Here is a 25,706-nt window from a genome sequence, read left to right on the forward strand (position 1 = left end):
GTTATGCCTCGCCTTTCTCGTCTTTGCCGATCACGATCTTGTTATCGGCGAGATACATGTACGGAGGAATGTCCATGTTCGTCGGCGCAGGCTTGTTTTTAAAGACGCGGCCGGCAAGGTCGAAAGTGGAGCCGTGGCATGGGCACAGGAAGCCGCCGTGCCAGTCGTCAGGCAGGTTCGGCTGCGGCCCTTCGCTCAGACGCGAGGAGGGCGAGCAGCCCAGGTGTGAGCAAATACCGACGGTAACGAGCACCTCTTTATGTTCGGGACGGGCGCGGAATTCGTTCTTCGCATACTCGGGCATATCGAGCTGGAAGATCTTTTCGGACTTGGGATCGGCAACGAGTGCGTCGTTCTTCGGCAGGCTGGCGAGCATTTCGGGCGTGCGGCGCAAGATCCACACTGGTTTGCCGCGCCATTCGACGACCTTCATTTCTCCCGGTTTGACGTCCGAGATATCCACTTCGACCGGAGCGCCGGCAGCTTTCGCGCGCTCGGACGGTTGGAAGGTACTGACCAGGGCACCTGCCGTGGCCACACCGACGACGCCGCCCGCTGCGCATGTCGCAACGAGCAAACCGCGTCGGCCTGAATCGACCTGCTTATCATTACTCATACCAACCCCACTCCGTGAAATTACGAATCTTGGAAATCAATGAAGAGCTTGCAGCAACACAAAATTATATGTGAATGGCAATCTTTATTGGAGAAAAAATATTGGGTGTGCAAAGGCGGTGAAACAGGACTGCCCTCGGGTTAGCGATCCGGTGCCGCGGCAGGTGCGTGATCGGCTTGCCGACGGGGCAGTCGGACAATGAGCGGCCTCGTCGCGCGGGCAGCCAAGGGCGTGGTGCGCAACGCATAAAAAGCGCTTGCGGTATCATCGACCTGGATAATCCCATCCATCCAAAGGAGAAAACAATGTCGATGATGAATGAGTTCAGGCAATTCGCGATGCGCGGCAATGTCGTCGACCTGGCGGTCGGCGTGATCATCGGCGGCGCATTCGGACGCATTGTCGATTCCCTGGTGCAGGACGTCATCATGCCGCCGATCGGGAAGATTTTCGGCGGGCTCGATTTCGCGAATTACTATATACCCTTGAATAACCAGGCAACAGGCCTGGCATTGGCCGAAGCGAAAAAAGCCGGCGCCGTACTCGCCTACGGCAATTTCCTGACGATCTTGCTGAATTTTATTATTCTGGCTTTCATCATTTTCCAGATGGTGCGCCTGATGAACCGCATGCGCGAACGCCTGGCGCCAGCCGAGGCGGCCAAGGCGCCGGCCACGCCGGAAGACATCCTGCTGCTGCGCGAAATCCGCGACTCGCTGCGTAAAACACCCCCACAGTGAAAAACGACGTCATCACCATCCGCCCGGCCTCGCCGTTGCGCCGGCTGTGGCTGCTGTTCGCCCAGGTGGTGACGGTCGCACTCGCGCTGTATTTTGTTGTCGCGACCATGCGCCCGGACTGGCTCGGGCGCTCTCCGGTCCAGGTGCCGGTCGGCCCCGGCGCGCGCACGGTGCCGGTGCTGCAGGCCCAGTCTGGCGCCGTGGCCGAGAGTTATCGCGCAGCCGCCGGCAAGGCGATGCCGGCGGTGGTGAACATCCTTACGAGCAAGGCGTCGCGCGAAGCCCATCCGATCTTGAAAGACCCGTTCTTCCGCCGTTTTTTCGGCGACCGCGCACCACCCCAGGAGCAGATGTCGAGCCTGGGCTCGGGCGTGATCGTCAGCGCAGAAGGCTACATCATCACCAACTTCCACGTGGTCGAAGGCGCCGACCAGATCGAGGTCGGCCTGGCCGACGGCCGCAAGGCGGCCGCGCGCATGGTCGGCACCGATCCGGAAACGGACCTTGCCGTGATCCGCATCAACGAACGCAATTTGCCGGTCATGGTGCTGGGCCAGCCGGACGACGCCCGTGTCGGCGACGTGGTGCTGGCAATCGGCAATCCGTTCGGCGTCGGCCAGACCGTCACCATGGGCATCATTTCGGCCCTGGGACGGAACAACCTGCACATCAACCATTTCGAGAATTTCATCCAGACCGATGCCGCGATCAACTTCGGTAATTCGGGCGGGGCGCTGGTCGATACCAACGGCAACCTGCTGGGCATTAATTCGGCGATTTATTCGCAGACCGGCGGCTCGATCGGCATCGGTTTCGCCATTCCCGTCTCGACTGCGCGCAACGTGCTCGAATCGATCATCAAGCATGGGCAGGTGGTGCGCGGCTGGATTGGCATCGAATCGCAGGACATCACCCCGGAACTGGCCACCAGTTTCGGCCTTGGCCGCCAGAGCGGCGCCATCATCGCCGGCGTCGTGCGCAATGGTCCAGCCGACCGCGCCGGCGTGCGCCCGGGCGACATCCTGCTCGCCGTCGAAGGGCAGAACGTCAGCAATACCGGCGAGATGCTGAACCTGATCGCCCAGCTGGCGCCCGGCGCCAAGGCGCGTCTGAAACTGATGCGCCAGAACCGCGAAGCGACGGTCGATGTCACCGTCGGCAAGCGCCCCCGTCCCTCTCCCTGATTTTTTACTACTTTTCGGATTTTCCATGCATCTGCGTGACTTGACGCAATTTCTAAGCGAGCTCAGCGAAAACAACACCCGTCCCTGGTTCATCATGAACAAGCCGCGCTATGACATCCTGCGCGAAGAGTTTCTGGAAGTGGTCACGGAATTGATCCGTGAGCTCTCCAAGTTCGACCGCCAGGTCGCCGCCGTCGACCCGAAAAAGGCAATGTTCCGCATCAACCGCGACATCCGCTTTTCGAACGACAAGAGCCCCTATAAAACCCGCTTTTCGGCCGGCATCACGCCGAACAATCGACGTCGTCCGAGCGAAGGCGGCGGCTCGACCTATTATTTCCAGATCGACGGCAACGGCACCCTCGGCATTGGCGCCGGCGAATACCTGCCGCCCGCCGCGCGGCTAAAGGCGATCCGGGAACACGTGGTCAACGATGCGACAGGTTTCGCGAAAATATTAAAGAATAAACACCTGCGCGCGACCTATGGCGACCTGCTGGATGAAGACAAACTGCAGCGTCCGCCAAAAGGGTTTGACCCAGCGCACCCGCATATCAAGCACATCAAGCTGAAAAGCTTTTTCGTGTGGACGGAACTGCCACTCAAGGTGAACGATCCGGACGAGCTGGTGCCGCGGCTGGCGCGCGGATTCAAGGATGCGTTCGCGCTGGTGACCTGGCTGCGCGAAGTGCCCCATACAACCGAGGATAGTGAACAATAGGAGGCGACATGGCCTTGCAACACGCAGCATCGGGCGAACGGATCGCCTTGCAACGCGGCGAAGACGACATTGCCAATTTCACGTCGATCGCGCTGGCGAAGACCGAGCACATGGAACTGATCCGGCTGATCGTCCCGAAGGACAAGCCGATGCCGGAACACCGGGTCGAGGGAGAAGTGACCTTGCTGTGCCTGGAAGGCGAGATCATCGTCGACGCCCACGGCAACAGTGTCGTGCTGCGCCCGAACGAGATGCTGTACCTGATTGGCGGCGAGCCGCACGGCATCCGCGCCAACGAGGATGCGGTGGTCTTGATGACGATTTTATTGGGGCCGGTGCGCACCGGCGGGCCGACCCATACCGGCGCCGGGGCAGGGCAGGACAAGTAATCGGATGGTGGGCACGCCGTGCCCACCTGCACTACCTACGCCAATTCGTTACGCGGATCGCGCGCCAGCAACTGCTTCGCCATCTCGGCCGCGTCATAGCCATCAAACAGCACTGCCGCCACGGCATTCGTGATCGGCATGTCCACGCCCAGCGTCGCCGCCAGGTCGCGTACCGCTTTCGAGCAGGGCACGCCCTCGGCCACGTGACCAAGTTCGGCCACGATCGTCTCCAAAGGTTTACCCTGCGCCAGCGCCAGGCCGACGCGGCGGTTGCGCGACAGGTCTCCGGTGCAGGTCAGGATCAAATCGCCCATCCCGGTCAGGCCCATGAAAGTGCTGGCCTGGCCACCGAGCGCGGTGCCGAGGCGGGTGATCTCGGCCAGGCCGCGCGTGATCAGGGCGGCGCGCGCATTCAGGCCGAGGCCGAGGCCGTCTGCAGTACCTGTAGCAATCGCCAGCACGTTTTTGACTGCCCCCCCGACTTCCACGCCGACCACGTCGTCGCAGGCATACACGCGCAGGTTGCCGCCGTGGACGGTGGCGACGACGTTGTCGCGCAAGGCGCGCGAACTCGACGCCACGGTCAGGGCGCAGGGCAGGCCGCGCGCGACTTCCTGCGCGAACGACGGGCCCGACAGGGCTGCGCCCGGCACCGCGTTGCCCAATACCTCGCGCACGACTTGGTGCGGCAGCAAGCCGGTGCCGTATTCAAACCCTTTGCAGAGCCAGACGACATTCGGGATTGCACGCCCTTTCAATTGTTCGAGCAGGGGCCGCAGGCCGGCCACCGGACAGGCGGCGATCAGCAGCGGTGCCTCGGCGGGACCGGCATCGAGCACGTGCGCCAGCGCAGCCTCGAAGTCGGCCGTCACGCGCAGGCTGTCCGGCAGCGGCTGGCCGGGCAAATAGGTCGTGTTCTCGCGCGCGGCCGCGGTGGTCGCCATTTGTTCGGCGTTGCGGCCCCACAGCAGCACGTCGTGGCGTGCGGCCACCGCGATGGCGACGGCTGTACCCCAGGCGCCGGCGCCGAGAACAGTAATCTTGGTCATGGTTTGAGTTCTTGCATAGTTGGATTCAGAGACCCCAGACTTCGGCCGCGCGCACGAAACCGGCGATACCGTCCTCGTGCCGTACGCGCGCCCAGGCGCTCGCCTGCGGGTCGCTCAGTTCGAGCAGCACGCCCTTGTCGGCGGTCATGAGGATGGCGGCATTGTCATCGGGAGCGGCGTGCACCCTGGCCGATGCCGCTTTTACCACGACATTGCGGCGCGCCGACAGTCCGTTCGATTCGGTCCAGGCCAGTTCGCCATCGGCATCGCGTATCTTGACCCAGGCGCCGTAGCGCGCCACGATCTCGACCGGCATGCCGCGCGGCGCGACGTAGCGTTTCATTCCTTTTATGGAGGGCGCATCGTACAGCACCACCGAGGGCGCACCGATGGAACGAAAGTCGGCGGCGCAGACGTGCGCGCAGGCCAGCACCGGCAACATGGCGAACAATAATCGGGAAATGGTCATGGCAAGGCCCGGGCTCGCTCGTACAACCAGACGCCAAGATGGCAGGAAGGGCATCCGCACCGCGCTTTTGTTGCCAAAGGCGCGGCAAGAATGCCCATCACAACAATCCAGCCGGACCGGCTGAACTGGCTACTACTTAGTTTGCCGGTGCGGCTGCAGCGGCTTCAGCCATCGCCTGGCGGCGCTGCTGGTAGAACACTTCGAAGTTGATCTCGGCCAGGTGCACTGGCGGGAAGCCGGCACGGGTGATCACGTCGGCGATGTTCGCGCGCAGGTATGGATACACGATGTTCGGGCAGCCGATGCCCAGCAGTGGGTCCATCTGGTCGGCAGGGATGTTGCGTGCCTCGAAGATGCCGCCTTGCTTGCCTTCGACCAGGAAAGCGACCTTGTCCTTGACCTTGGCGGTCACGGTGATGGTCACGGTCGACTCGTAGATGCCATCGGCGATGGCTTCAGCACCAACGTCCAGCGAGACCTCGATGGTCGGGGCTTCCTGTTCGAGGAAGATGGCTGGGGAGTTTGGTTGCTCCAGCGACATGTCTTTCAGATAGACGCGTTGGATTTGGAAGACTGGTTGCAGGTTTTCGTCGGACATGGAACGCTTTCGTTATGAAGTAAGAGGGACGGCAAAGCGCCGCCCCCGTGCGGCTTGGAGTCAACGCAGCGGCAATTGTATCAAAATCAATTTGGATGCAATACTCCCGCGGGGCGCCTTTTTGAGCCCCGCCCCGCCTTACTCGCCCTTGAGCAAGGGATCGAGGCGACCGGCCTGGTCCAGCGCATACAGGTCGTCGAAGCCGCCGACGTGCGTTTCGCCGACATAAATCTGCGGCACCGTGCGGCGACCGGTCTTTTGCATCATGATCTGGCGCTGTTCCGGGTCGAGGTCGACACGGATGCGTTCGATTTCCGTCACGCCCTTCGCTTCGAGCAGGCGCTCGGCGCGGACGCAATACGGGCAGCTGGCAGTGTGATACAGGACAACGTGAGCACTCATGGTATTTCCTTCCTGTCTGATGTCTTTTACTTGGTTACCGGCAAACCAGCAGCCGTCCAGGCGGTCAAGCCGCCTTCCAGGCTGAGGGCATCTTCGAAACCGGCCGCCTTCAACTGGCGCACGGCCTTGTCCGAACGGGCACCGCTCTGGCAAATGACGACGACGGTACGGCCTTTCGACTTTTCCAGTTCGCCGATGCGATTGCCCAAGTCTGCCAGCGGAATGTTTTTCGCGTCGCGCACATGACCAGCGGCAAATTCGTCGGCGCTACGGACGTCGAGAATCGTGGTCTTGCCGCGGTTGATCAGCTGGGTAACCTGCAGCGCGGTGGCGCGGCGGCCCTTCGGCGCCAGGGCGGGCCACAGCAGCGCGCCACCGGAAACGACGGCAATGGCGACGATGAAGATATTATCGAGGATGAATTTCACAAGGCTTCCAATGGTTGAACACAATCCGCGCATTATAAAATAGAAGCCGGACAGGAATCTTTTGGCGACCTCGGGAATCTTCAGCGCCCAACGGCACAGCCGCCCGGCACGGCTACCTGAGTCCCTTTCGCAGGTTTTTAATTAAAGTAAAGAAGAGCTTATGTACAAAATCGTATTCATGCGCCATGGCGAATCCACCTGGAACCTGGCCAACCGGTTTACCGGCTGGGTCGACGTCGACCTGACCGAGAAGGGCATCAATGAAGCGAAGAATGCCGGGCGCGCCCTGCGCGACGCCGGCTTCGCGTTCGACATGGCCTACACCTCGGTCTTGAAACGCGCGATCCGCACGCTGTGGCTGGCGCTCGATGAGATGGATCAGATGTACCTGCCGATCAAGAACGACTGGCGCCTGAACGAACGCCATTACGGCGGTTTGCAGGGCCTCGACAAGGCCGAGACCGCCGCCAAGTATGGCGACGAGCAGGTGCTGGTCTGGCGCCGCAGCTATGACACGCCACCGCCGGCGCTGGAAGAAAACGACCCGCGCGCATCGTTCAACGATCCGCGCTACGCCGGCTTGCCGAAAGAGCAGATTCCGCTGACCGAATGTTTGAAAGACACCGTGGCGCGCGTGATGCCGGTGTGGGAAGAAGAGATCGCCCCGGCCATCCGTTCCGGCAAGCAGATCCTGATTTCAGCCCACGGCAACAGCCTGCGCGCGCTGATCAAGATGCTGGATAACATCAGCGATGCCGACATCGTCGGCCTGAACATTCCGAACGGCCAGCCGCTGGTCTACGAACTCGACGAAAGCCTGAAGCCGATCCGCCACTACTACCTGGGCGACCAGGATGCGATCGCCGCAGCGGTCGCCGCCGTGGCGAACCAAGGGAAGGCAAAGTAAAGTCTTGCGCTTTCCTATCAAGAAGGTAGCCGCCAGCGCACTGCTGAGCGGCTTGCTGGCCTTGAGCGCGGCGGGCGCTCTCGCGGCCGCCAAGCCTACCGAACGCAGCCGCCAGAAGGCGGCGGCGGAGGCCCAGCGCGCCGGTATCCAGCAAAAGCTGACGGCGCTGAAAAAAGAGATCAACCGCACCGAGAGCGAAAAAGAAGACGTCGCCGACAACCTGGCCGAGTCGGAAGAAGCGATCTCGAACGCCAACCGCGCGCTGCGCGACCTGGGACAGGAAACGCTGGAAACCAACGTGCGCCTGCAAGACCTGGCCACCGAGCAGGAACGGCTGGCACAAACAATTGTTCATCAAAAGAAACAATTGTCTGCCCTGTTGCGTGAGCACTATGTAGCCGGCAATGAAGACCGCATCAAACTGCTGCTGTCGGGCGACAACCCGAACCGGATCAACCGCGATTTGCAGATGATGGCGTACGTGTCGCAGGCGCAGGCAAAATTGCTGGCCGCGCTGAACACGAACCTGGCGCAGGTCGAGCAAAACCGCGAGAAGGTCGAGAACGCCAAGACCGAACTCGAGGAAATCGCCGAGGAACAGCGCGACCAGAAAGCCGTGCTGGAAAAGGAAAAGGCGCGACGGGCCGCCTTGCTGGGCGAGCTGTCGAGCAAACTGGTGGCGCAGAGAAAACAGGCCGACAGCCTGCAGCGCGACGAACAGCGCATGAGCGGCCTGGTCGACAAGCTGACGCGCCTGATCGCGGAGCAGGCCGAAGCCGAGCGCAAGCGCCAGGAAGCGCTGGCCGCCGCGCGCGCCAAAGCCAGGGCCGAGGCCGCCGCCGCCGCGAAAGCGCGGGCGCTGGCGCGCGCCGCCGCTAAAGCCGAGCGCGACCGCCTGGCGCGCGAAGCGGCGAAAGCCGGCAAGCCGGCGCCGAAACCCTTGCCGCCGGAGCCGGAAGAACCGAAAGTGGCCGAGCAGCCGAAGCAGGAAGAGCGCACGCCCGACATTTCGCTGGCGCCCGCCGCGCCGGCCGGCGCCTTTGCCGCCATGCGCGGGCGCCTGAACGCCCCGGTCAGCGGCACGATTGCGGCGCGCTTCGGCGCCAAGCGCGGCGGCGACGGCCCGAGCTGGAAAGGCATGTTCATCAAGGCGCCGGAAGGTACCGAAGTGCGCGCGGTGGCGGTCGGGCGCGTGGTGCATTCGGGCTGGATGCGCGGCTTCGGCAACCTGATCATCGTCGACCACGGCGGCAGCTATTTATCGATCTACGCCAACAACCAGACCTTGCTGAAACGGGCGGGCGACGCGGTGCGCGCGGGCGAGCCGATCGCGAGCGCGGGCAACACCGGCGGTAACGAGGAATCGGGACTATACTTTGAGCTCAGGCATCTCGGTAAAGCCTTCGATCCCGCAAGCTGGGTCAAATTCTAGGGGCAGCGATGGGTAACAAAGTAAAAAGCATGGGGCTGGTCGGCCTCGGTGTGGTGGCCGGCGTGGCGCTGACGGTGCAGGTATCGGCCTGGGCGCAGAAGGGAGAGGCGAGCCCGCTGCCGCTGGACGAACTGCGCCAGCTGGCCGATGTCTTTGGTCTCATCAAAAGCGATTACGTGGTGCCGGTCGAGGACAAGAAACTGCTGTCGGACGCCATCGGCGGCATGGTCGCCGCGCTCGACCCGCATTCGGTCTACCTCGACCAGAAGGCCTACCGCGAGATGCGCGAAAGCGTGCAGGGCAAATTCGTCGGCGTCGGCATCGAAGTCGCGGCCGAAGACGGCTACGTGAAAATCGTCTCGCCGATCGAGGATTCGCCCGCCTACCGCGCCGGCATCAAGGCCGGCGACCTGATCACGCGCATCGACAATGTTCCAGTCAAAGGCTTGTCGATCGACGACGCCGTCAAGAAAATGCGCGGCAAGCCCGGCAGCAAGGTGACGCTGACGATCGCGCGCCGTGGCGAGGACCGCCCTTGGGTGGTGCCGGTCACGCGCGAGGAAATCCGCGTGCTGAGCGTGAAAGCCAAGATGGTCGAGCCCGATTACGCCTGGGTGCGCATCAGTCAGTTCCAGGAAGCCACGCTCGAGGAACTGGCCAGTAAAACGCAGGCGCTGTATGCCGCCAATCCGAACATCAAGGGGTTAGTCCTTGACCTGCGCAACGACCCAGGCGGGCTGCTGCCGGGTGCGATCGGCGTGTCGACGGCTTTCCTGCCGAAGGAACAGCTGATCGTCTCGACCAAGGGGCAGTTACAGGATTCGAACCAGAATTACTATGGCCGGCGCGAATTCTATGCGCCGCGCGGCGCCGATCCCTTGGCGAAATTGCCGGCAGCCCTGAAAACGGTGCCGATGGTGGTGCTGGTCAATGGCGGCTCGGCATCAGCTTCGGAAATCGTCGCCGGCGCCCTGCAGGACTACAAGCGCGCGATCGTGATGGGCAGCCAGACCTTCGGCAAAGGCTCGGTGCAGACGCTGCGCCCGTTATCGGCCGACACCGCCATCAAGCTGACCACGGCGCGCTACTACACGCCCAAGGGCCGGCCGATCCAGGCCAGCGGCATCGTGCCCGATCTGAAAGTCGAGGAAACGGCCGAGGGCGATGGCCTGAACGCATTGCGCGTGCGCGAAGTCGATCTGCAGCGCCATTTGACGGGCGAGAACGAAAAACCGGGCGCGGCGGCTGCGAAAGAAGCGCGCGACGGCGCCGAGCAGAAGCAGCGCGCGCTGGCCCTGATGAAGAACCGTCAGCCGCTTGAACTGGGCGGCAAGGACGATTTTCAACTGGCGCAAGCACTGAACCATTTCAAAGGGTTGCCCGTAAAAGTCGCCCAGCCGGAAGCGGTGGAAGTCACGCCACCGGCGCCGAAGGAATTGCCGGGTAGCGAGACAAAGCCGCCGGAGCTGAAGGGTTCGAAAAAATAAGGCGCAGGTGGGTAATCATCTTTCCATGAACGACCAGCAGCTCCTGCGTTACTCGCGTCACATCCTGCTCGACGAGATCGGCATCGAAGGCCAGGCCCGCCTGCTGGCCGCGCACGTGCTCGTCATTGGCGCCGGCGGCCTCGGTTCGCCGGCGGCGCTGTACCTGGCCGCCAGCGGCGTCGGCCGGATCATCCTGGTCGACGACGACGAGGTCGATCTGACCAATTTGCAGCGCCAGGTGATGCACACGACCGGCCGCATCGGCACGCCAAAAGTCGAGTCCGGCCGCTTGGCTTTGCGCGAAATCAATCCTGAGGTCACTGTCACTGCCCTGTGCGAACGCGCCACTGGCGAACGCCTGCGCGAACTGGTACAACAGGCATCGGTCGTGCTCGACTGCAGCGACAATTTCGCTACCCGCCATGCCGTCAATCGCGCCTGCGTGGCGGCCGGCGTGCCGCTGGTGGCAGGCGCGGCGATCCGTTTCGACGGGCAATTGTCGGTATTCGACATGCGGCGCGCCGATTGTCCCTGTTATGCCTGCGTCTTTCCCGAAGATAGTGGTTTTGTAGACGTTGCCTGCAGTACGATGGGGGTGTTCGCGCCGCTGGTCGGCATCGTCGGCGCGGTGCAGGCGGCCGAGGCCTTGAAATTGATCGTCGGGATCGGCATCCCGCTGGCAGGACGTTTATTGATGCTCGATGCGCGCGCCATGGAGTGGAGCGAAATCCGGGCGGCACGCAATCCGGCTTGCCCTGTCTGTGCCGAAAGACCTGCACACGCCTGATATCGCCTGCGGCTTTGCTCTGCAATACAATGGGGCACGACGGTGGGTGGCCGCTGGCGCCATTCGGCCTTATACTAGTTCGATTGTTTCCGATCCACCTTTTCAAGATTTGACTATGCAGATCGTTTCACACCGCGCAGTTGGCCGTCGTCTCGCACGCGGCTTCACCCTCGTTGAAATCATGGTTGTCGTGGTCATCATCGGTATTCTCGGTGCCCTGGTCGTGCCGAAACTGCTGGGCCGTACCGGCGAATCGCGCGTGGTCGCGGCCAAGACGGACATCGCCACCCTGATGCAAGCCTTGAAATTGTACAAGCTGGACAACCAGCGCTATCCGACCACCGAGCAGGGCTTGCAAGCGCTGGTCGCCAAGCCGACTTCGGGCCCGTCCGCGAACGGCTGGAAGGAAGGCGGTTATGTCGAGAAGCTGCCGAAGGACCCATGGGGTAATTCGTACCAGTACCTGTCGCCCGGCCTGCACGGCGAAGTCGACATCTTCTCGTTCGGCGCCGATGGCCAGGCCAGCGGCGAGGGCGAAGACGCCGACGTCGGCTCCTGGCAGCAATAAGGCCTGTCATGGCTGGCGTCGCGCCGCCGCGCCAAGCTCGCAGGGCCGCCGGTTTTACACTGGTGGAAATCCTGGTCGTGATGGTCATCATCGGCATCACGCTCGGGATGGCCTCGCTCAATGCGATTCCGAGCCCGCGCCAGGACCTCGAGAACGAAGCGAAGCGCCTGACCTTGCTGTTGCAGCTGGCGCGCGACGAAGCCATCGTGCGCAACCGCCAAGTCGCCTTCGAAGCCACCCCTGAACGCTATCGTTTCCTGGTACGCAACGACACCGGCTGGACCGCGATGAACGAAGACGATTTATTGCGCGAGCGCCCCTTCAAGAATGCGCCGGTGCGCCTGCTGCTCGACCCGCCCGCGGCCGGCGTCGGCGGCGAGACCATGCGCGTCACCTTCGGGCGCGAACCGGTCGACAAGCCATTCATTTTGACCCTGGCCAGCGGCAACAACAGCGTCGGCATCCGCGCCGACGGCGTTGGCCATTTCACGGTTGTCGAGCCGGGAGAGCCCCAGTGACCCTTTCGATGAGCCGCTTCAAGTCCCATGCCGGTTTTACACTACTCGAAGTGCTGGTGGCGCTCGTCATCGTCGGCACCGCGCTCGCCGCCGGCTTGCGCGCCGTCGGCAGCCTGGCCGCGAACGGCGCCGGCCTGCGCGCCTCGATGATGGCGACCTGGTCGGCCGAGAACCGCCTGGTGCAGATCCGCCTGAGCCGCGAATTTCCCGAAGTGGGCAAGCGCAGCTATGCCTGCGGCCAGGGGGATTTAAAACTGATGTGTACCGACGAAGTGCTGGCCAGCCCGAATCCGCAATTGCGCCGGGTCGAGGTATCGGTGTTCGACATGGACAATCCGGACCGGCGCATCCTGAAACTGGTGCAACTCGTGCTGAGGCCGACTTCATGAAGACGGCGCGCGGGTTCACCCTGGTCGAATTATTGGTGGCGATCGGCATCCTCGCCATGGTCGCCGTGCTCGGCTGGCGCGGCCTGGACGGCATCGTGCGCGCGCGCGTTGCCCTCACCGACCAGATGGAAATGACGCGTGGCATGCAACTCGCGTTTGCCCAGATGCAAAGCGATTGCGAGCACGCGGCCGACGCCACCATGCTCGGGCGCCGGCCCTTCCTGCTGCAGGCCGACAACCGGATTACCCTGGTGCGCACCGTGTTCAACGAAAACGAGCCGGCGCGCCTGCAAGTCATCGCTTACCGCCTGGTGAATGGCCAGTTGATGCGGCGCGAATCGAACAGCACGCGCGACCTGGTCGAGCTCGACGCACTCTGGCAAGCCTCGGTCAGCGATACCGACCCCACGCCGCCGGTAACGCTGCAGGGCGGCGTAGCGTCGATGGCAGTGCAGGTGTGGCAAAACAATCTCTGGAAAAAACAGCCGGACATGACGCCGGGCGGCCTGCCTACGGCCCCGATCACCGGCGTGCAGGTGGAACTGGCTGCGCGCGGCTATCCGCAGCCGCTGACCAAGTCCTTTTTGCTGGGCAGCATCTGATGCGCCGCGCCTACCGACCTCTCCGGCGCCAGCGCGGCGTGGCCGTGATCACTGCCTTGCTGCTGACTACGCTCGCGATATCCATCGTCGCCAGCCTGTTCTGGCAACAGCAGGTGCAGGTGCGCTCGATGGAAAACCAGCGATTGCACCTGCAGACGCGCTGGATCCTGCGCGGCGCACTCGACTGGTCGACGCTGGTGCTGCGCCAGGATGCCTACGACAATCCGAACTACACCGCACTGACCCACGTCTGGGCGACCCCACTGGCAGAAACCCGGCTCGACCAGTACATTGAGCGGGAACGCATCGAAGGCGAAAACTTCGATGCTAGTCTTTCCGGCAACATCGTGGATGCCACCTCGCGTTACAATCTGCGCAACCTGGCCCGTACCACGGCCAGGGGCGGGGCGATCGATGCGGACAACCTGGCGATTTTCCAGCGCCTGTTCACGAACTTGCAGATCAATCCGGCGCTGGCGAAAACCGCGGCCAACCTGATTGCCGGCAGCCAGCCGGCGATCGTCGCGACCGGGACCGTGGATCCGATCACGGGCCAGGAAGTGGGCGGCCAGGAACGCGATCCGAGCGAGGGCGGCAATCCGGATGCGGGCGCCGTGCCGGGCGTGGGCGGCGTTCCCAGGGTTGGCACGGGGGCGGGAGCGGACGCCGCCGGCGGTGCCGATGGCACGGACGGTGTCGATGCCGAGCTGGCCGGCACGCTGCCGGTGGCGCGCACGGGCCTGGGCACGCCGATCAAATTTCTCGAAGTCGAGGATTTATTGGCGGTGCGCGGCATTACGCCGGAGATGCTGGAAAAGCTGCGCCCGTATGTCATCGTGCTGCCGGAACGCACGCCGATTAACGTCAACACGGCGTCGGCCGAAGTGCTGGCAGCGGTGATCCCGAATTTTTCGCTGTCGGAGGCGCAATCCCTGCTGGCGCGGCGCCGCAACGTGCCGTGGAACGACCTCGCCAAGTTTCAGACCGAGATCGGCGGGCGCGCGACGGTGGACGATTCGCTCAGCGTGAAAAGCAATTGGTTCCTCGTGAACAGCCGCATCCGCCTCGACCGCGCCACCCTGAATGCGCAATCGCTGATCCAGCGTAGCGCCAATCCGGTCGGCGGCGGCGTCAAGGTGGTGTGGGTTCGTCAAGACTAACAAGAAAGCGAGACGGTTTGACTACACTTTATATCCGGCATCCGGCGCGCGCAGAAGGAGAAGGTGCGCCATGCCGCTTCGCCGTCGTCGGCGAGGGCGGCACCATCGAACAGCAGGGAGAGGGCGCGCTGCGCACGCTCACCGACGTCGTCGCCAACCGCCGCGTGGTGCTGCTGCTGGCCGGCACCGACGTCAACCTGCTGTCGCTGCGCATGCCGCCGCTGACCGGTGCGCGCCTGCGCGCCGCCTTGCCGGGCCTGGTCGAAGAACATATCCTTGGCGACCCGGCCGACTGCGTCCTGGTCGCCGGTCCGCCCACGGGCGAAGGTGTGCGGCCGGTGGCGGTGGTGGCGCGCGACTGGCTCGAACCGCTGGTGCGGACCCTGCTGGCGCAAGGCGCGCGTGCGGTGACGGCCGTGCCGGCACAGCTGTGCCTGCCCTTGCAGCCGGGCGGCGTCAGCGCCGCCCTGAACGGCGGCGAGTTGCTGCTGCGCCAGGAACAATTCGCCGGCCTCGGCCTGGCGCTGGACGCCAATCCGGCCAGCGCCCTGCAGACGGCGCGCGCGCTGGCAGGCGAAGCGCCGCTGACCTTGTTCCTGCCGCGCGAGCAGCTGGGAGAGTATGGCGTGCTGCTGGCCGAGGCCGGCCCCGGCACGGTACTCGAAGCCGACGACTGGGCGCACTGGGTCGCCGGCGCGAAGGGCATCAACTTCGACCTGGTGCCGGGCCTGGGCAGCGCCGGCGCGCGCCAGACCGACTGGCGCCGCTGGCGCGTACCGATCGCGCTCGCCTTTCTTGCTGTCGTCGTCAACCTGGCCGGCATCAATATCGAATGGCTGCGCCTGCGCGGCGAGGCGACGGCCGTGCGCCAGCAAATGGCGCAAACCTTCCAGTCGGTGTATCCGAACCAGCCGATGGTCGATCCGGTGGCGCAAATGCGCCAGGGCATCGCGCGGGCCCAGGCCGGCAGCGGCCAGATCGGCGCCGACGAATTCATCTACCTGGCCGGCGCCCTCGGCGACGCAAGCCGCGAATTGATGCGCCCGCCCGGAATTACCTCAATCGAATACAAGGAACGGACGCTGCGGGTGCGGGTCAAACCGGAAACGGTCGACCCCGCCGCGCTGCGCCAGCTGCAGGCGGCATTGTCCGCGCGCAGTTTGTCATTGGAAGCAGTCGCACCCGATAACTGGCTGGTGCGCAGTACGGGAGCCAAGCCATGAGTCTGGTCAGCAGCTACGGCCGGGTGCGCGAACGCGCCACCGGGTATTGGATCGCACGCACCGAACAGGAACGCCGTTACCTGGGGGCGGGCTTTGTCGTCGTCCTGCTGGCGCTGGTGTACATGGGTCTGGTCGAGCCGGCGGTCGAGGGCCGCGCGCGGCTGCAGCGCTCGCTCCCCGAACTGCGCCAGCAGGCCGCCCAACTCGCCAGCATGGCCGACCAGGCGCGTGCGCTGGCGGGGCAGGCGCCGGTACCGGTGTCGCCGATGACGCGCGAAAGCCTGATGGCGAGCCTGGCCGCGCGCAGCATCACCCCCGGTTCACTCACGCTGACCGGAGAATTCGCGCGCTTGCAGGTCACCGGCGTGTCGTTCGCCAACCTGGTGTCCTGGCTCGACGCCCAGCGCCGCGAAAACCGCATCGCCGTACAGGAAGGCAGTTTTACAGCGCAAGATCCGGTGGGGCAAGTCGATGCCAACCTGACGCTGCGCCAGGATAACGGGACCGGCGCCCGATGAGGCGCGGTCTCGGTTGGCTGGTCGTGGTCGCCCTGGCGATCGCGCTGACGGTGTGCGCCTTCCTGCCCGCAAGCTGGCTCGGCACGATGGTCGAACGCCAGACCGGCGGTCGTTTGACTCTCGGGGATGCGCAGGGTACGCTCTGGAGCGGCTCAGCCTTCGTGGGCGGGGCGCCCGGCCTGGGCGGGTCGGTGACGCCCCTGTTGCCAGGACGTTTTAGCTGGCGCTTGTCGCCCTTGGTGCTGGTCGGGCGCGTCGATATGGTGCTCGAAAATCCGCAGGCGCTGGCAGGGCCGGTGCAGGTCACCGGCAGCTGGTCGCAGTGGCAGGTGAGCGAAGGACAATTGCTGTTGCCGGCCGAGGGACTGGCCGGACTGGGCGCACCCCTGAATACGCTAGTGCCGTCGGGCGTGATCCGGCTTTCCTGGAACCGCCTCGACCTGGCGCGCCTGCCCAACAGCGTGGCGGTAACGGGACGCACGACCCTGACGATGAACGATATGGGTTCGCGTATGGCGCCCGTCAAGCCGCTGGGCAGCTACGAGATGATGATGGACTGGCGCGGCCAGCAAGCCGACCTGGTGCTGCGCACGGTGCGCGGCGCCTTGCTGTTGTCGGGAAATGGAACGTTGCAAAATGGGCGCCTGCGCTTTTCAGGGCAAGCGTCGGCCGCCGATGGCTATGAGGACACTTTGGGCAACATGCTTAATCTCCTCGGCCAACGCCGCATGGTGAACGGTAAAAACATAATCGCATTAGAGTTCAGATAATGAAAACATCCTTCCGTAACACCTCCGAATTCCCCGCAGTTCGCCCGAATTTGCGTCCGGCTTTGCGTCCGAATCTACGTCACCTTGCAGCCGGCGTCATGCTGTGCTGTGCAGTGGCGACCACAATGCCGCCTGCCATCGCCCAGGAAAATTCCGCCGCCCTCAGTTTCGTGAACGCCGACATCGAGTCGGTGATCAAGGCCGTCGGCCATTACACCGGCATGACCTTCATCATCGACCCCCGCGTAAAGGGCACGCTGACCCTGGTGTCGGAAAAATCGCTGACCAAGAGCCAGGCTTTTGGTTTGCTGACCTCGGCGCTGCGCCTGCAGGGCTTTGCCGTGGTCACCACCGGCGAGGGCTATGCCAAGGTGGTGCCGGAAGCCGAAGCGAAACTGCAATCCTCGCCGACCCAGGTGGGCAAACGCGGCACCCGCGTGCAGGGCGACCAGATCGCCACGCAAATCTTCCACCTGTCGTACGAATCGGCCGCCAACCTGACCGCCGTGCTGCGCCCGCTGATTTCTCCGAACAATTCGATCATGGCCAATCCGGGCAACAATAGCCTGGTCATTACCGATTACGCCGACAACCTGCGCCGCCTGGCGCGCATCATCGCCGCGCTCGACGCGCCGGTGGCGGCCGACCTCGACGTGGTGCCGATCCGTAACGGCATCGCCAGCGATATCGCTACCCTGGTCTCGCGCCTGATGGAACCGGCCGCCGGCGGCGATTCCGGCCGCGTCACCATCCTGGCCGACTCGCGCACCAATTCCGTAGTCGTGCGTGCACCCTCGCAGGCCCGTGCCAACCTGGCCAAGTCACTGATCGCCAAGCTCGACCAGGCGACCACCGAGAAGGGCAATATCCACGTTGTCTACCTCAAGAATGCCGACGCCAGCAAGGTGGCGCAAACCCTGCGTGCCGTCGTCTCGCAGGATGCCTCGGCGGTGCCGGTGCAGCAGCAGGGCACGGCAGGCGGCTCGATCCAGGCCGGCGCCCAGGGCGGTGCCGGCGGCGGCAGCGGCGGCCTCGGCAGCCAACAGGGCCAGCAAGGCGGGATCGGGGCCGGCGGCAGCAGCAGTAACTACAGCCAGCAAGGCCAGGCCACCGCGGGCGGCGCCGGCGGCGGCGCGGGGTCCGGTTTCATCCAGGCCGACGCCTCGACCAACAGCCTGATCATCACCGCGCCGGACGCGATCTACCGCAACCTGCGTGGCGTCATCGACCAGCTCGACGTGCGCCGCGCCCAGGTGTATATCGAGGCGATGGTGGTCGAGATGAACGCGAACAAGGCGGCCGAATTCGGCGTGCAATGGCTCGGCTTGTCAGGCAGCGACACCAGCAAATACCGCATCGGCGGCATCCAGTCGTTCAACTCGGGCACCAGCAACAACATCGTCAACCTGGCCGCCGCCGCGCGTGGCGGCCTTACGGGTGAAAGCGGCGTGCCGTCGCTGCCGGGCCTGACGCTGGGCATTTTTAAACAGATCAATGGCGAGCTTGGCCTGGGCGCGGTCGCCAGCGCCCTTGAAAACGAGGGTGCCGCCAACATCTTGTCGACACCGAACATGATCACCCTCGACAACGAGTTGGCGACCATCAAAGTGGGCCGGAATATCCCGATCCTCACCGGTTCGTTCACGACGGGAACGAATGGTTCGAATAACCCGTTCCAGACGGTCGACCGCAAGGACATCGGCCTGCTGATGAAAGTGCGTCCGCAGATTTCCGAGGGTGGCGTCATCAAACTGTCGATCTACCATGAGAATTCCGACATCGACAACACGCTGGTGCGGCCGGAGGGCATCGTGACCACCCTGCGCGCGATCGAAAGCAATATTTTGGCCGACGATGGCCAGATCATCGTGCTGGGTGGCTTGATTTCCGATAACGAAAACCACCAGCAGGAAAAGGTGCGCGGCCTGGGTGACATCCCGCTCGTCGGCAACCTCTTCAAATACCGTACCCGCACGCGCGAAAAGACCAATTTGATGGTCTTCCTGCGTCCGGTCGTGGTGCGCAGCAAGGAGCAGAACAACAGCATTTCGCTCGACCGCTACGAATACATGCGCGCTCTCGGTGCGACCACCCGTCCGCAAGACGACACCGTCCTGCTGCGCAACCTGGGCGCGCCCGAATTGCCGCCACTCACCAATGGCCAGCCACCGGCCGGCGGCACCTTTGCGACGACGCCACCACCGGCCCCGCCGCCGGTGCGTCCGGGCGCCGCCACCGGCCCCGGCGTCAGCCAGCCGGCCGCGCCGCAATCGACCCAACAGAATCAGGCGCCCGTGCCGGAATTCCGTCCGGTACAGCCGTCGAACCAGAAGTGATCCGATCATGACTAATTTGTTGCCTTACGCCTTCGCCCGCGATCATGGGGTGTTGGCGCGTACTGGCGACGCTGCTGGCCAAAGCACGGGGCAGAGTGTCGAAGTCATGGTGTCGAGTGCGACCCCGCCCGCCGCCATCGCCGAAGTGTCGCGCCGGTTTGGACGCATTGCCCTGCGCCGTATGGAACGTGGCGAACTCGACGCTGCGATCGCGGCGGCCTATGCCTCGGCCGGCGGCGACGCCAACCAGGTATCCGAGGAATTCGACGCCGACCTCGACCTGACGCGCCTGCTGCAGGACGTGCCGGCGATCGAAGACTTGCTCGAATCGTCCGACGACGCCCCGGTGATCCGCATGATCAACGCGCTGCTGACGCAATCGCTGCGCGAAGGGGCATCCGACATCCACATCGAACCTTTCGAGCAAACCTCGGTCGTACGTTTTCGCATCGATGGCGCCCTGCGCGACATCGTGCGGCCCCGTAAAGGCATCCATGCGTCCCTGATTTCGCGTATTAAAATCATGTCGCAGCTCGACATCGCCGAAAAACGCCTGCCGCAAGATGGCCGCATCACGCTGCGCGTGGGCGGCAAACCGGTCGACGTGCGCGTGTCCACCTTGCCGACCGGGCATGGCGAACGCGCCGTGCTGCGTCTGCTCGACAAGGAAGCCGGCCGCCTCGATTTATCGCATCTGGGCATGAGCCCGGACCTGCTGCCGCAGTTCGACAAATTGATCAACCAGCCGCACGGCATCGTGCTCGTCACTGGCCCGACCGGTTCCGGCAAGACCACGACCCTGTACGCGGCGCTGTCGCGCTTGAATGCGTCGACCACCAACATCATGACGGTGGAAGACCCGGTCGAGTACGACCTGGCCGGCGTCGGCCAGACCCAGGTCAACGCGCGCATCGACATGACCTTTGCCAAGGCCCTGCGCGCAATCCTGCGCCAGGACCCGGACGTGATCATGATCGGCGAGATCCGCGACCTGGAAACGGCGCAGATCGCCGTGCAGGCGTCGCTGACCGGCCACCTGGTGCTGGCGACCCTGCACACCAACGATGCCGCCGCCGCCGTCACCCGCCTGCTCGACATGGGCATCGAACCCTTCCTGCTGTCGTCGTCGCTGCTGGGTGTGATGGCCCAGCGCCTGGTGCGCAAGCTGTGTCCGCAGTGTAAAAAGAGCGACGGCACGCACTGGCATGCGGTCGGCTGCGAGCGCTGCGGCCATACCGGCTACCAGGGCCGCGTCGGCGTCTACGAATTGCTGGAAACCGACGAAGGCATTCGCGCCCAGATCCACAACCAGGCCTCCGAAGCCGAGATCCGCAAGGCTGCCCAGCAAAGCGGCATGCGCACCATGCGCGAAGACGGCGAACGCTGGCTGCGCGACGGCACCACCACGCAAGCCGAGTTGCTGCGCGTGACGAAGGATTGAAGATGAGGATGAACGCAGTGGAGAGTAACTAAGTGCCGGCATTTCGTTACGAAGCCGTCGACGCCGGCGGCGCCACCCGCAAAGGCGTGGTCAATGCCGACAGCCCGCGCGCCGCGCGCGCCGACCTGCGCATGCAGGGATTGACGCCGCTGAACGTCGAGGCGATCGCCGCCCAGGTCGACGCCAGCGGCGCCACCCGCTCGCGCGGTTTCGGCGAACGCCTGTCGTCGGTCGAGCTGGCGCTGTTTACGCGCCAGATGGCCAGCCTGCTGGAAGCCGGCTTGCCGCTGGAACAGGCATTCACGGCCTTGCTGGAGCAAGCCGAAAAGCCGTACCTGCGCGACTTGATCGCCTCGATCCGCGCCGAAGTCATGGGCGGTATTTCGTTCTCGGACGCGCTGTCGCACCACCCGCGCGACTTCGACCAGATTTATCGCGGCCTGGTCTCGTCCGGCGAGCAGATCGGCCAGCTGGCGCGCGTGCTGTCGCGCCTGGCTGACTATATCGAGCGCCGCAATTCGCTGGTGCAGAAGGTGCGCCTGGCGTTTACGTATCCGGCCATCGTCACCGTGGTCGCGTTCGCCATCGTGATCTTCCTGCTCACCTACGTGGTGCCGCAGATCGTATCCGTGTTTGCCAACACCAAGCAAAAGCTGCCGCTGCTGACGGTCATGATGCTGGCCGTCTCCGATTTCATGCGCGCCTGGGGCATCCTGCTCGGGGTGGCGCTGGTGGCCGCCTGGTTCGCCTGGAGGAGGGCGCTGTTGAACCCGGCCTTGAAACTGCGCTGGCATACCTGGCTGCTGACGGCGCCCGTGTACGGCAAGTTCGAGCGCAGCCTGAACACGGCGCGCTTTGCCAGCACGCTGGCCATCACCACCGGTTCCGGGGTGCCGATCCTGCGCGCGCTCGACACCAGCCGCGACACCCTGTCGAACGTCGCCATGCGCGACCTGGTCGAACAGGCGACCGCCAGCGTGCGTGAAGGCATCAGCCTGGCACGGGCGCTATCCGTGCAAAAACACTTTCCGCCGATGCTGGTGCACATGATCCGTGCCGGCGAAATCACCGGAGAGTTGCCGGCGATGCTCGAGCGCGCTGCCAATTCGCAGCAGGCCGACCTCGAACGGCGCACGCTGACCATTGCCGGCCTGCTCGAGCCAGTGCTGATCCTGGCCATGGGCCTGGTGGTGCTGCTGATCGTGCTGGCGGTCCTGATGCCGATCATTGAAATCAACCAGCTGGTGCGCTAACAAGGAAACCGATGAAGCGTCTGCCTCTCTTATTTACCCTGCTTGCCCTGGTCTTCCTGGCCGTTTCGGCCACCTACTGGGGCATGCAGCTGTATAAACCGCAGCAGCGGCCGATTGCCGCCGCCGCGGTTGCCAGCCTGCCCGAGCCATCGCCCGATGCCGCCGCCACGCTCTTTGGCGGCCAGCCGGTGGCCAACGTCGCCACCAACTACCAGCTGACCGGTATCGTCGCCGCCGGACGCGACAGTGTTGCGATCATCGTCGCCGACGGCCAGCCGCCGAAAGCGCTGAAGGTCGGACGCGAACTCGCGCCCGGGGTGAGCATCAGCGAAGTGCATGCGCGCTACGTAATGCTGTCCGAAGGCGGCGTCATGAAACGCGTCGACCTCGCGGCCGACACCAAGCCGGCGATTCCGCTGTCGGGCGGCGCCGCGGCGCCGATGGCGATGCCGGCGCAGCCGACGGTTGCCCCGGCCGGCGCCATGCCGACCGGCGAACCGCAGACGGCGCCTGGCGCCGTCCAGGCGCAGCCGCCGCCGGGCGAAGTCAATCCGGTAGTGCCGCAAGACCAGGAGCCGCCCCAGGAAGGCCCGCCGCCCGACATCGCCCCGCCGCCGAACCAGCCGCAAATGCCGCCGCCGACGCGCGCCATGGGCACCCCGGTCAGCGGCGACCAGCCGGTCGCGCGCTGATTAGCCGCAACTTTGGCAGCAACTTTGGCAGCAACTTAGCGCCGCAACTTCGTAAACGCCGCAAATTCCCACGACCTGAATCCCACCAGCAAGGTCATCCCTTCACGCTCTTCCGCCGGCAGGCGGCGGTCGTTGCGGTGCAGGCGCGTCAATTCTCCCGCCAATTGGTGGATCTTTTGCGCCAGCTCGGCCGCGCTGGCGGCCGATAGCCGCGCAGGCAGGCACATCAGCGTTTCGCCGGCGCCATCGAAGCGCCCGGCAAAATAATCCGGCACGATCTGCTCGCGAAAATAATGCTGCACCGGTCCATCCGGCAGCCAGTGGAACGCGTTCGAGACGCGCAGCGTGTAGCGGTTCAGGGGGCGCAGTTCGATGATGCCGAGCCGGTCGAGTTCTGCCAGGCAGCCGATGCATTCGGCGTCGGTCAGGCGATAGGTCTCGACGATCTGCTCCATGTTCCAGTAGCCGAGGCAGCAAATCGCTACCAGCAGCAGGCGCGGCTTGGCGACCAGCGCCGTTTCCTGGGGCAGGGTCAATGCGTCCCGCTGGGGCCGCGCATCGGTCGCGCCGCGCAACACGTCCTCGAAAGCGATGCCGGCGGCCTGGCAGATCTGCGCCAGGCGCGACAGCGGCATGTCCTTCTGGCCGAACATGCGCTTGACGCTCGACTCGCTCATGTCGATGCGTTCGGCCAGCGTTTTATAGGTCAGATTGGCCGCACGCAGCTCGGCGCGCAACACCTCGACGATCAGCTCGGGTGAGCTCATGGAATTCCTGTACTCGACAATGGGCGGCGACCAATGTACAGGCGAATGGTCACAGCGGCAAGATGGTGCGCGTCCGCTGCTGTGGCAAACCGGTAGTTGACGATCGGAATGCGCCTCAGGCAACGGAATTTCCCCAACATCTGCAGATTGAAGGTGCTGAGAAAATTCAACATCCAGCCGATTTACCCATCCACCACCGTTTGATGTAAACGAGCTCAGCCATAAAAAACTTGAATTAGGCTCTCAGAGGTCGGGTTCTGGCGAGCTGATCAGTCCGTGCTTTCTTCAGGAACGATCGCTGCAGCGACTGGCGCTTCACGGACACCATTGCTTAACGGCGTGCACAAGGAGAGGTCATGTCAAACAATCAGCTGCAAACACCTGAAAATATTTCCTCGGCCATTCCGGCCGCCTTTGCGGAAGCGCGGCATGAGGCCCAGCAAACCGCGGTACAGCCGCTGTATGGTGCGGCCTCGCCCCAGCCCGAACTCAGCGGGACAGGTTTTACTTATCGCCATGACTGGGGTGTGCGCCGTGGCCAGTGGACGCTGCGGCTGAACTGGGGCGACGTCAATCCGCGTTCGCGCGTGTTCGTGTCGATCGCCGAGGGCGCCGCCGGCGGCCCGGATGCCGGCAAGTTCATCGGCTCGGCGCGGTATACCCTCCACAACGTGGCGCCGCGCGCCGGCGGCGTCGATATCTGGGTCAACATCGAATGGGACGCCGATATTTCCTTGTACGTCGATTACCTGGTGATCAATCCCGCCGATGCGCCACCGCCGCCACCGCCGATCCGGACCGTGCAAGTCACCGTGCAACGCCACAGTACTGTCGCCTTGAGCGATGCCGAGGCCGACCGCATCCTGGCCGACATGGGCACCATCCTCCAGAGCGACGATTCTCCAGCCGACGTGGCAACGCCGGTGCGCTTCGTACGCAATGGCGCGGTCCAGTTGTTGCCGGCGAACGTACCGGCGGCGATCCAGACCGAGGCGGACTTGCTGGCGCTGCTCGATGCCGGCGTGGGCATCAAGATCGTCCAGGCCATTCGCTGGTGCGGTGGTCCGGGCGGCTCGATCATCGGTTGCGCCCCGCTTGGCAGCCCGACGGTCAACCTGGCGGCCGTGCGTTTTACTGCCGACCAGGAAGGGCTGATCTGGGTGCACGAGTATGGCCACAACGCCGGGTTGCCGCACCGCACGGACGACCTCAGGGCGGTCATGTATCCGAGCGTCGGCGCCGACCATAACGTGGTCAACGCCGCCGAGTCGGCCAGCTTCCTGGCCGGCCCGCTGGCCGTCAGCGCCGGCGCACCGATGGCGTCGAGCTGCGCGCTGGCCATGGCGGTCCAGCCACCGAAGGACGTGCGCGAATTCGTGTCCCAGCACTGGATCGCCGGCATCCCCTACGAGGCGGCGGCGCAATACACCGAAGCGGACGCCAGGCTGCTGCTCGAATGGCTCATGAACGAGCCCGAAAAGCACGACGAATTCCTGCCCGAGATCGTCACCACGCTCGGCTTCATCGGCAGCGACATTGCCGTCCAGCCGCTGATCGACTTCGTGCACAGCCCGCGCGCGAATCGTGCGGTGTTCAATGCCAAGAATGCCGCGCTGATCCACCTTGGCGACCTGATCAACAAGTCGGGCAGCCAGGCCGCCCTCGACTTGTTGACCAAAGTCGCCAGCGACCAGGAAATGGCGAAAACCCTGGCGGTGCCGCGCTCGGCCATCGCGGCGGCCGAGGCGGCGCTGGCCGGCGTCGACGCGCCCAGGCTCGAGACCCTGGCGGCCGAACTGGCCGTGTCGGCAACCTTTGGCCTGGCGCTGGCCGGCAAAGCCGAGGCGGAACAAACCCTGATGGGCTTGATGAAGAATGCGACTGCCTTTGCCCCAGTCAAGGTGGCGGCAATGGAAGCGGCCGCGCTGTCGCAGAAGGTGCGCAGCCAAGGGCAAGCAGCGTATTACAGCAGCAAGTGTGAAGGAGGCCAGCAACCGTAACCGGCCGGGCAGCGGACAAAGCGGGGCAGGCGCCACAAGGGCGCCCGCCCCGTTTTCAATCGTCCTCGGGAACCAGCGGCACTTTTTTCAGCAAGCGTTTAGTTGCCTGCCGTTCGTTCGAGAGCGGCTTGGCATGCGCACCCGCCGAGCGCGCCTTGGCCAGGGCCGCGATCGGGTTGCGCGGCTTGCCGATTTGCTGGGCCGGCATGGCGCGCAGCATCATTTTCTGGCGCGTAGCGAGTGCCTTGTTTGCCATGGTG

At 64.3% G+C, this 25,706-nt stretch carries 29 protein-coding genes; 21 read left to right on the forward strand and 8 right to left on the reverse strand.

Going from position 1 to position 25,706, the window contains the following annotated elements; all coding sequences use genetic code 11:
• Position 1: 1 nt before the first annotated feature.
• A complete protein-coding gene (gene petA, locus AC56LG_RS14820) occupies positions 2-616 on the reverse strand; it encodes a ubiquinol-cytochrome c reductase iron-sulfur subunit (protein WP_192055251.1) in 615 nt (204 codons plus the stop codon).
• 305 nt (positions 617-921) lie between these two features.
• On the opposite strand from petA, the gene mscL reads away from it, so the two are divergent.
• The 4 genes from mscL to AC56LG_RS14840 are packed head-to-tail and all read left to right on the forward strand — an operon-like array spanning position 922 to position 3,650.
• Positions 922-1,356, forward strand: a complete 435-nt coding sequence (gene mscL / locus AC56LG_RS14825; RefSeq protein WP_497166903.1) for a large conductance mechanosensitive channel protein MscL — start codon at positions 922-924, stop codon at positions 1,354-1,356.
• Between the two features lie 35 nt (positions 1,357-1,391).
• Positions 1,392-2,540, forward strand: a complete 1,149-nt coding sequence (locus AC56LG_RS14830) for a Do family serine endopeptidase (RefSeq protein WP_497166904.1) — start codon at positions 1,392-1,394, stop codon at positions 2,538-2,540.
• Positions 2,541-2,565: 25 nt separating this feature from the next.
• A complete protein-coding gene (locus AC56LG_RS14835; protein WP_497166833.1) occupies positions 2,566-3,261 on the forward strand; it encodes a DUF2461 domain-containing protein in 696 nt (231 codons plus the stop codon).
• 8 nt (positions 3,262-3,269) lie between these two features.
• Positions 3,270-3,650 (forward strand): cupin domain-containing protein, encoded by a 381-nt coding sequence (locus AC56LG_RS14840; RefSeq protein ID WP_497166834.1) that lies wholly within the window; start codon positions 3,270-3,272, stop codon positions 3,648-3,650.
• Positions 3,651-3,685: 35 nt separating this feature from the next.
• Here AC56LG_RS14840 and AC56LG_RS14845 read toward each other — a convergent pair whose 3' ends face one another.
• From AC56LG_RS14845 to AC56LG_RS14865, 5 genes are all read right to left on the reverse strand, one after another.
• Positions 3,686-4,699 (reverse strand): NAD(P)H-dependent glycerol-3-phosphate dehydrogenase, encoded by a 1,014-nt coding sequence (locus tag AC56LG_RS14845; protein WP_497166835.1) that lies wholly within the window; start codon positions 4,697-4,699, stop codon positions 3,686-3,688.
• A gap of 25 nt (positions 4,700-4,724) precedes the next feature.
• Positions 4,725-5,168, reverse strand: a complete 444-nt coding sequence (locus AC56LG_RS14850) for an SH3 domain-containing protein (RefSeq protein ID WP_497166836.1) — start codon at positions 5,166-5,168, stop codon at positions 4,725-4,727.
• Positions 5,169-5,304: 136 nt separating this feature from the next.
• On the reverse strand, positions 5,305-5,766 hold the full coding sequence (secB, locus tag AC56LG_RS14855; protein WP_056342613.1) for a protein-export chaperone SecB: 462 nt from the start codon (positions 5,764-5,766) through the stop codon (positions 5,305-5,307).
• Between the two features lie 138 nt (positions 5,767-5,904).
• Positions 5,905-6,168: a glutaredoxin 3 gene (grxC, locus tag AC56LG_RS14860; protein WP_056342617.1), complete on the reverse strand. Its 264-nt coding sequence runs from the start codon at positions 6,166-6,168 to the stop codon at positions 5,905-5,907.
• 26 nt (positions 6,169-6,194) lie between these two features.
• Complete coding sequence (locus tag AC56LG_RS14865) at positions 6,195-6,596, reverse strand: rhodanese-like domain-containing protein (protein ID WP_497166837.1); 402 nt, start codon at positions 6,594-6,596, stop codon at positions 6,195-6,197.
• Between the two features lie 160 nt (positions 6,597-6,756).
• Between AC56LG_RS14865 and gpmA the strand changes: the two genes are divergently transcribed.
• The 16 genes from gpmA (at position 6,757) to AC56LG_RS14945 (ending at position 22,679) form a co-directional block, all read left to right on the forward strand.
• The gene (gpmA, locus tag AC56LG_RS14870) at positions 6,757-7,503 is read left to right on the forward strand and encodes a 2,3-diphosphoglycerate-dependent phosphoglycerate mutase (RefSeq protein ID WP_497166838.1); all 747 of its coding nucleotides are present in this window, start codon (positions 6,757-6,759) and stop codon (positions 7,501-7,503) included.
• Between the two features lie 4 nt (positions 7,504-7,507).
• Positions 7,508-8,935 (forward strand): murein hydrolase activator EnvC family protein, encoded by a 1,428-nt coding sequence (locus tag AC56LG_RS14875; RefSeq protein WP_497166839.1) that lies wholly within the window; start codon positions 7,508-7,510, stop codon positions 8,933-8,935.
• An 8-nt stretch (positions 8,936-8,943) separates the two neighbouring features.
• A complete protein-coding gene (locus tag AC56LG_RS14880) occupies positions 8,944-10,422 on the forward strand; it encodes a S41 family peptidase (protein WP_497166840.1) in 1,479 nt (492 codons plus the stop codon).
• A 25-nt stretch (positions 10,423-10,447) separates the two neighbouring features.
• Positions 10,448-11,209, forward strand: coding sequence for a HesA/MoeB/ThiF family protein (locus AC56LG_RS14885; RefSeq protein ID WP_497166841.1), 762 nt, complete (start codon positions 10,448-10,450; stop codon positions 11,207-11,209).
• A gap of 115 nt (positions 11,210-11,324) precedes the next feature.
• Positions 11,325-11,777 carry a type II secretion system major pseudopilin GspG gene (gspG, locus tag AC56LG_RS14890; protein WP_497166842.1) on the forward strand — a complete coding sequence of 151 codons (453 nt, stop codon included), beginning with the start codon at positions 11,325-11,327 and terminating at the stop codon, positions 11,775-11,777.
• A gap of 8 nt (positions 11,778-11,785) precedes the next feature.
• Entirely contained in the window at positions 11,786-12,295 is a 510-nt protein-coding gene (locus tag AC56LG_RS14895) for a GspH/FimT family pseudopilin (protein ID WP_497166843.1), read from the forward strand.
• Between the two features lie 8 nt (positions 12,296-12,303).
• Positions 12,304-12,684: a type II secretion system minor pseudopilin GspI gene (gene gspI, locus AC56LG_RS14900; RefSeq protein WP_497166905.1), complete on the forward strand. Its 381-nt coding sequence runs from the start codon at positions 12,304-12,306 to the stop codon at positions 12,682-12,684.
• Positions 12,681-13,286, forward strand: coding sequence for a PulJ/GspJ family protein (locus tag AC56LG_RS14905; RefSeq protein WP_497166844.1), 606 nt, complete (start codon positions 12,681-12,683; stop codon positions 13,284-13,286). Before gspI ends, AC56LG_RS14905 begins: the two co-directional genes overlap by 4 nt.
• Positions 13,286-14,446, forward strand: coding sequence for a type II secretion system minor pseudopilin GspK (gene gspK, locus AC56LG_RS14910; protein WP_497166845.1), 1,161 nt, complete (start codon positions 13,286-13,288; stop codon positions 14,444-14,446). The genes AC56LG_RS14905 and gspK overlap by 1 nt, the downstream gene beginning before the upstream one ends.
• A 17-nt stretch (positions 14,447-14,463) precedes the next feature.
• A complete protein-coding gene (gene gspL / locus AC56LG_RS14915; protein ID WP_497166846.1) occupies positions 14,464-15,669 on the forward strand; it encodes a type II secretion system protein GspL in 1,206 nt (401 codons plus the stop codon).
• Positions 15,666-16,187, forward strand: a complete 522-nt coding sequence (locus AC56LG_RS14920; RefSeq protein ID WP_497166847.1) for a type II secretion system protein M — start codon at positions 15,666-15,668, stop codon at positions 16,185-16,187. Before gspL ends, AC56LG_RS14920 begins: the two co-directional genes overlap by 4 nt.
• Entirely contained in the window at positions 16,184-16,957 is a 774-nt protein-coding gene (gene gspN / locus AC56LG_RS14925; RefSeq protein WP_497166848.1) for a type II secretion system protein N, read from the forward strand. The genes AC56LG_RS14920 and gspN overlap by 4 nt, the downstream gene beginning before the upstream one ends.
• Before the next feature lie 125 nt (positions 16,958-17,082).
• Positions 17,083-19,293, forward strand: a complete 2,211-nt coding sequence (gspD, locus tag AC56LG_RS14930) for a type II secretion system secretin GspD (RefSeq protein ID WP_497166849.1) — start codon at positions 17,083-17,085, stop codon at positions 19,291-19,293.
• Between the two features lie 7 nt (positions 19,294-19,300).
• Positions 19,301-20,734 carry a type II secretion system ATPase GspE gene (gene gspE, locus AC56LG_RS14935; RefSeq protein ID WP_497166850.1) on the forward strand — a complete coding sequence of 478 codons (1,434 nt, stop codon included), beginning with the start codon at positions 19,301-19,303 and terminating at the stop codon, positions 20,732-20,734.
• A 32-nt stretch (positions 20,735-20,766) separates the two neighbouring features.
• Positions 20,767-21,987 carry a type II secretion system inner membrane protein GspF gene (gene gspF / locus AC56LG_RS14940; RefSeq protein WP_497166851.1) on the forward strand — a complete coding sequence of 407 codons (1,221 nt, stop codon included), beginning with the start codon at positions 20,767-20,769 and terminating at the stop codon, positions 21,985-21,987.
• An 11-nt stretch (positions 21,988-21,998) separates the two neighbouring features.
• Positions 21,999-22,679: a type II secretion system protein N gene (locus AC56LG_RS14945; protein WP_497166852.1), complete on the forward strand. Its 681-nt coding sequence runs from the start codon at positions 21,999-22,001 to the stop codon at positions 22,677-22,679.
• A 35-nt stretch (positions 22,680-22,714) separates the two neighbouring features.
• On the opposite strand, the gene AC56LG_RS14950 is transcribed toward AC56LG_RS14945, so the two are convergent.
• Positions 22,715-23,446, reverse strand: a complete 732-nt coding sequence (locus AC56LG_RS14950; protein WP_497166853.1) for a helix-turn-helix domain-containing protein — start codon at positions 23,444-23,446, stop codon at positions 22,715-22,717.
• Between the two features lie 356 nt (positions 23,447-23,802).
• On the opposite strand from AC56LG_RS14950, the gene AC56LG_RS14955 reads away from it, so the two are divergent.
• A complete protein-coding gene (locus tag AC56LG_RS14955) occupies positions 23,803-25,446 on the forward strand; it encodes a hypothetical protein (RefSeq protein ID WP_497166854.1) in 1,644 nt (547 codons plus the stop codon).
• Between the two features lie 55 nt (positions 25,447-25,501).
• Here the strand turns inward: AC56LG_RS14955 and AC56LG_RS14960 are convergent, their stop codons facing one another.
• A complete protein-coding gene (locus AC56LG_RS14960) occupies positions 25,502-25,702 on the reverse strand; it encodes a hypothetical protein (protein ID WP_497166855.1) in 201 nt (66 codons plus the stop codon).
• Positions 25,703-25,706 lie beyond the last annotated feature (4 nt).

The organism is Telluria sp. ZB2R32 (genome assembly GCF_059685715.1).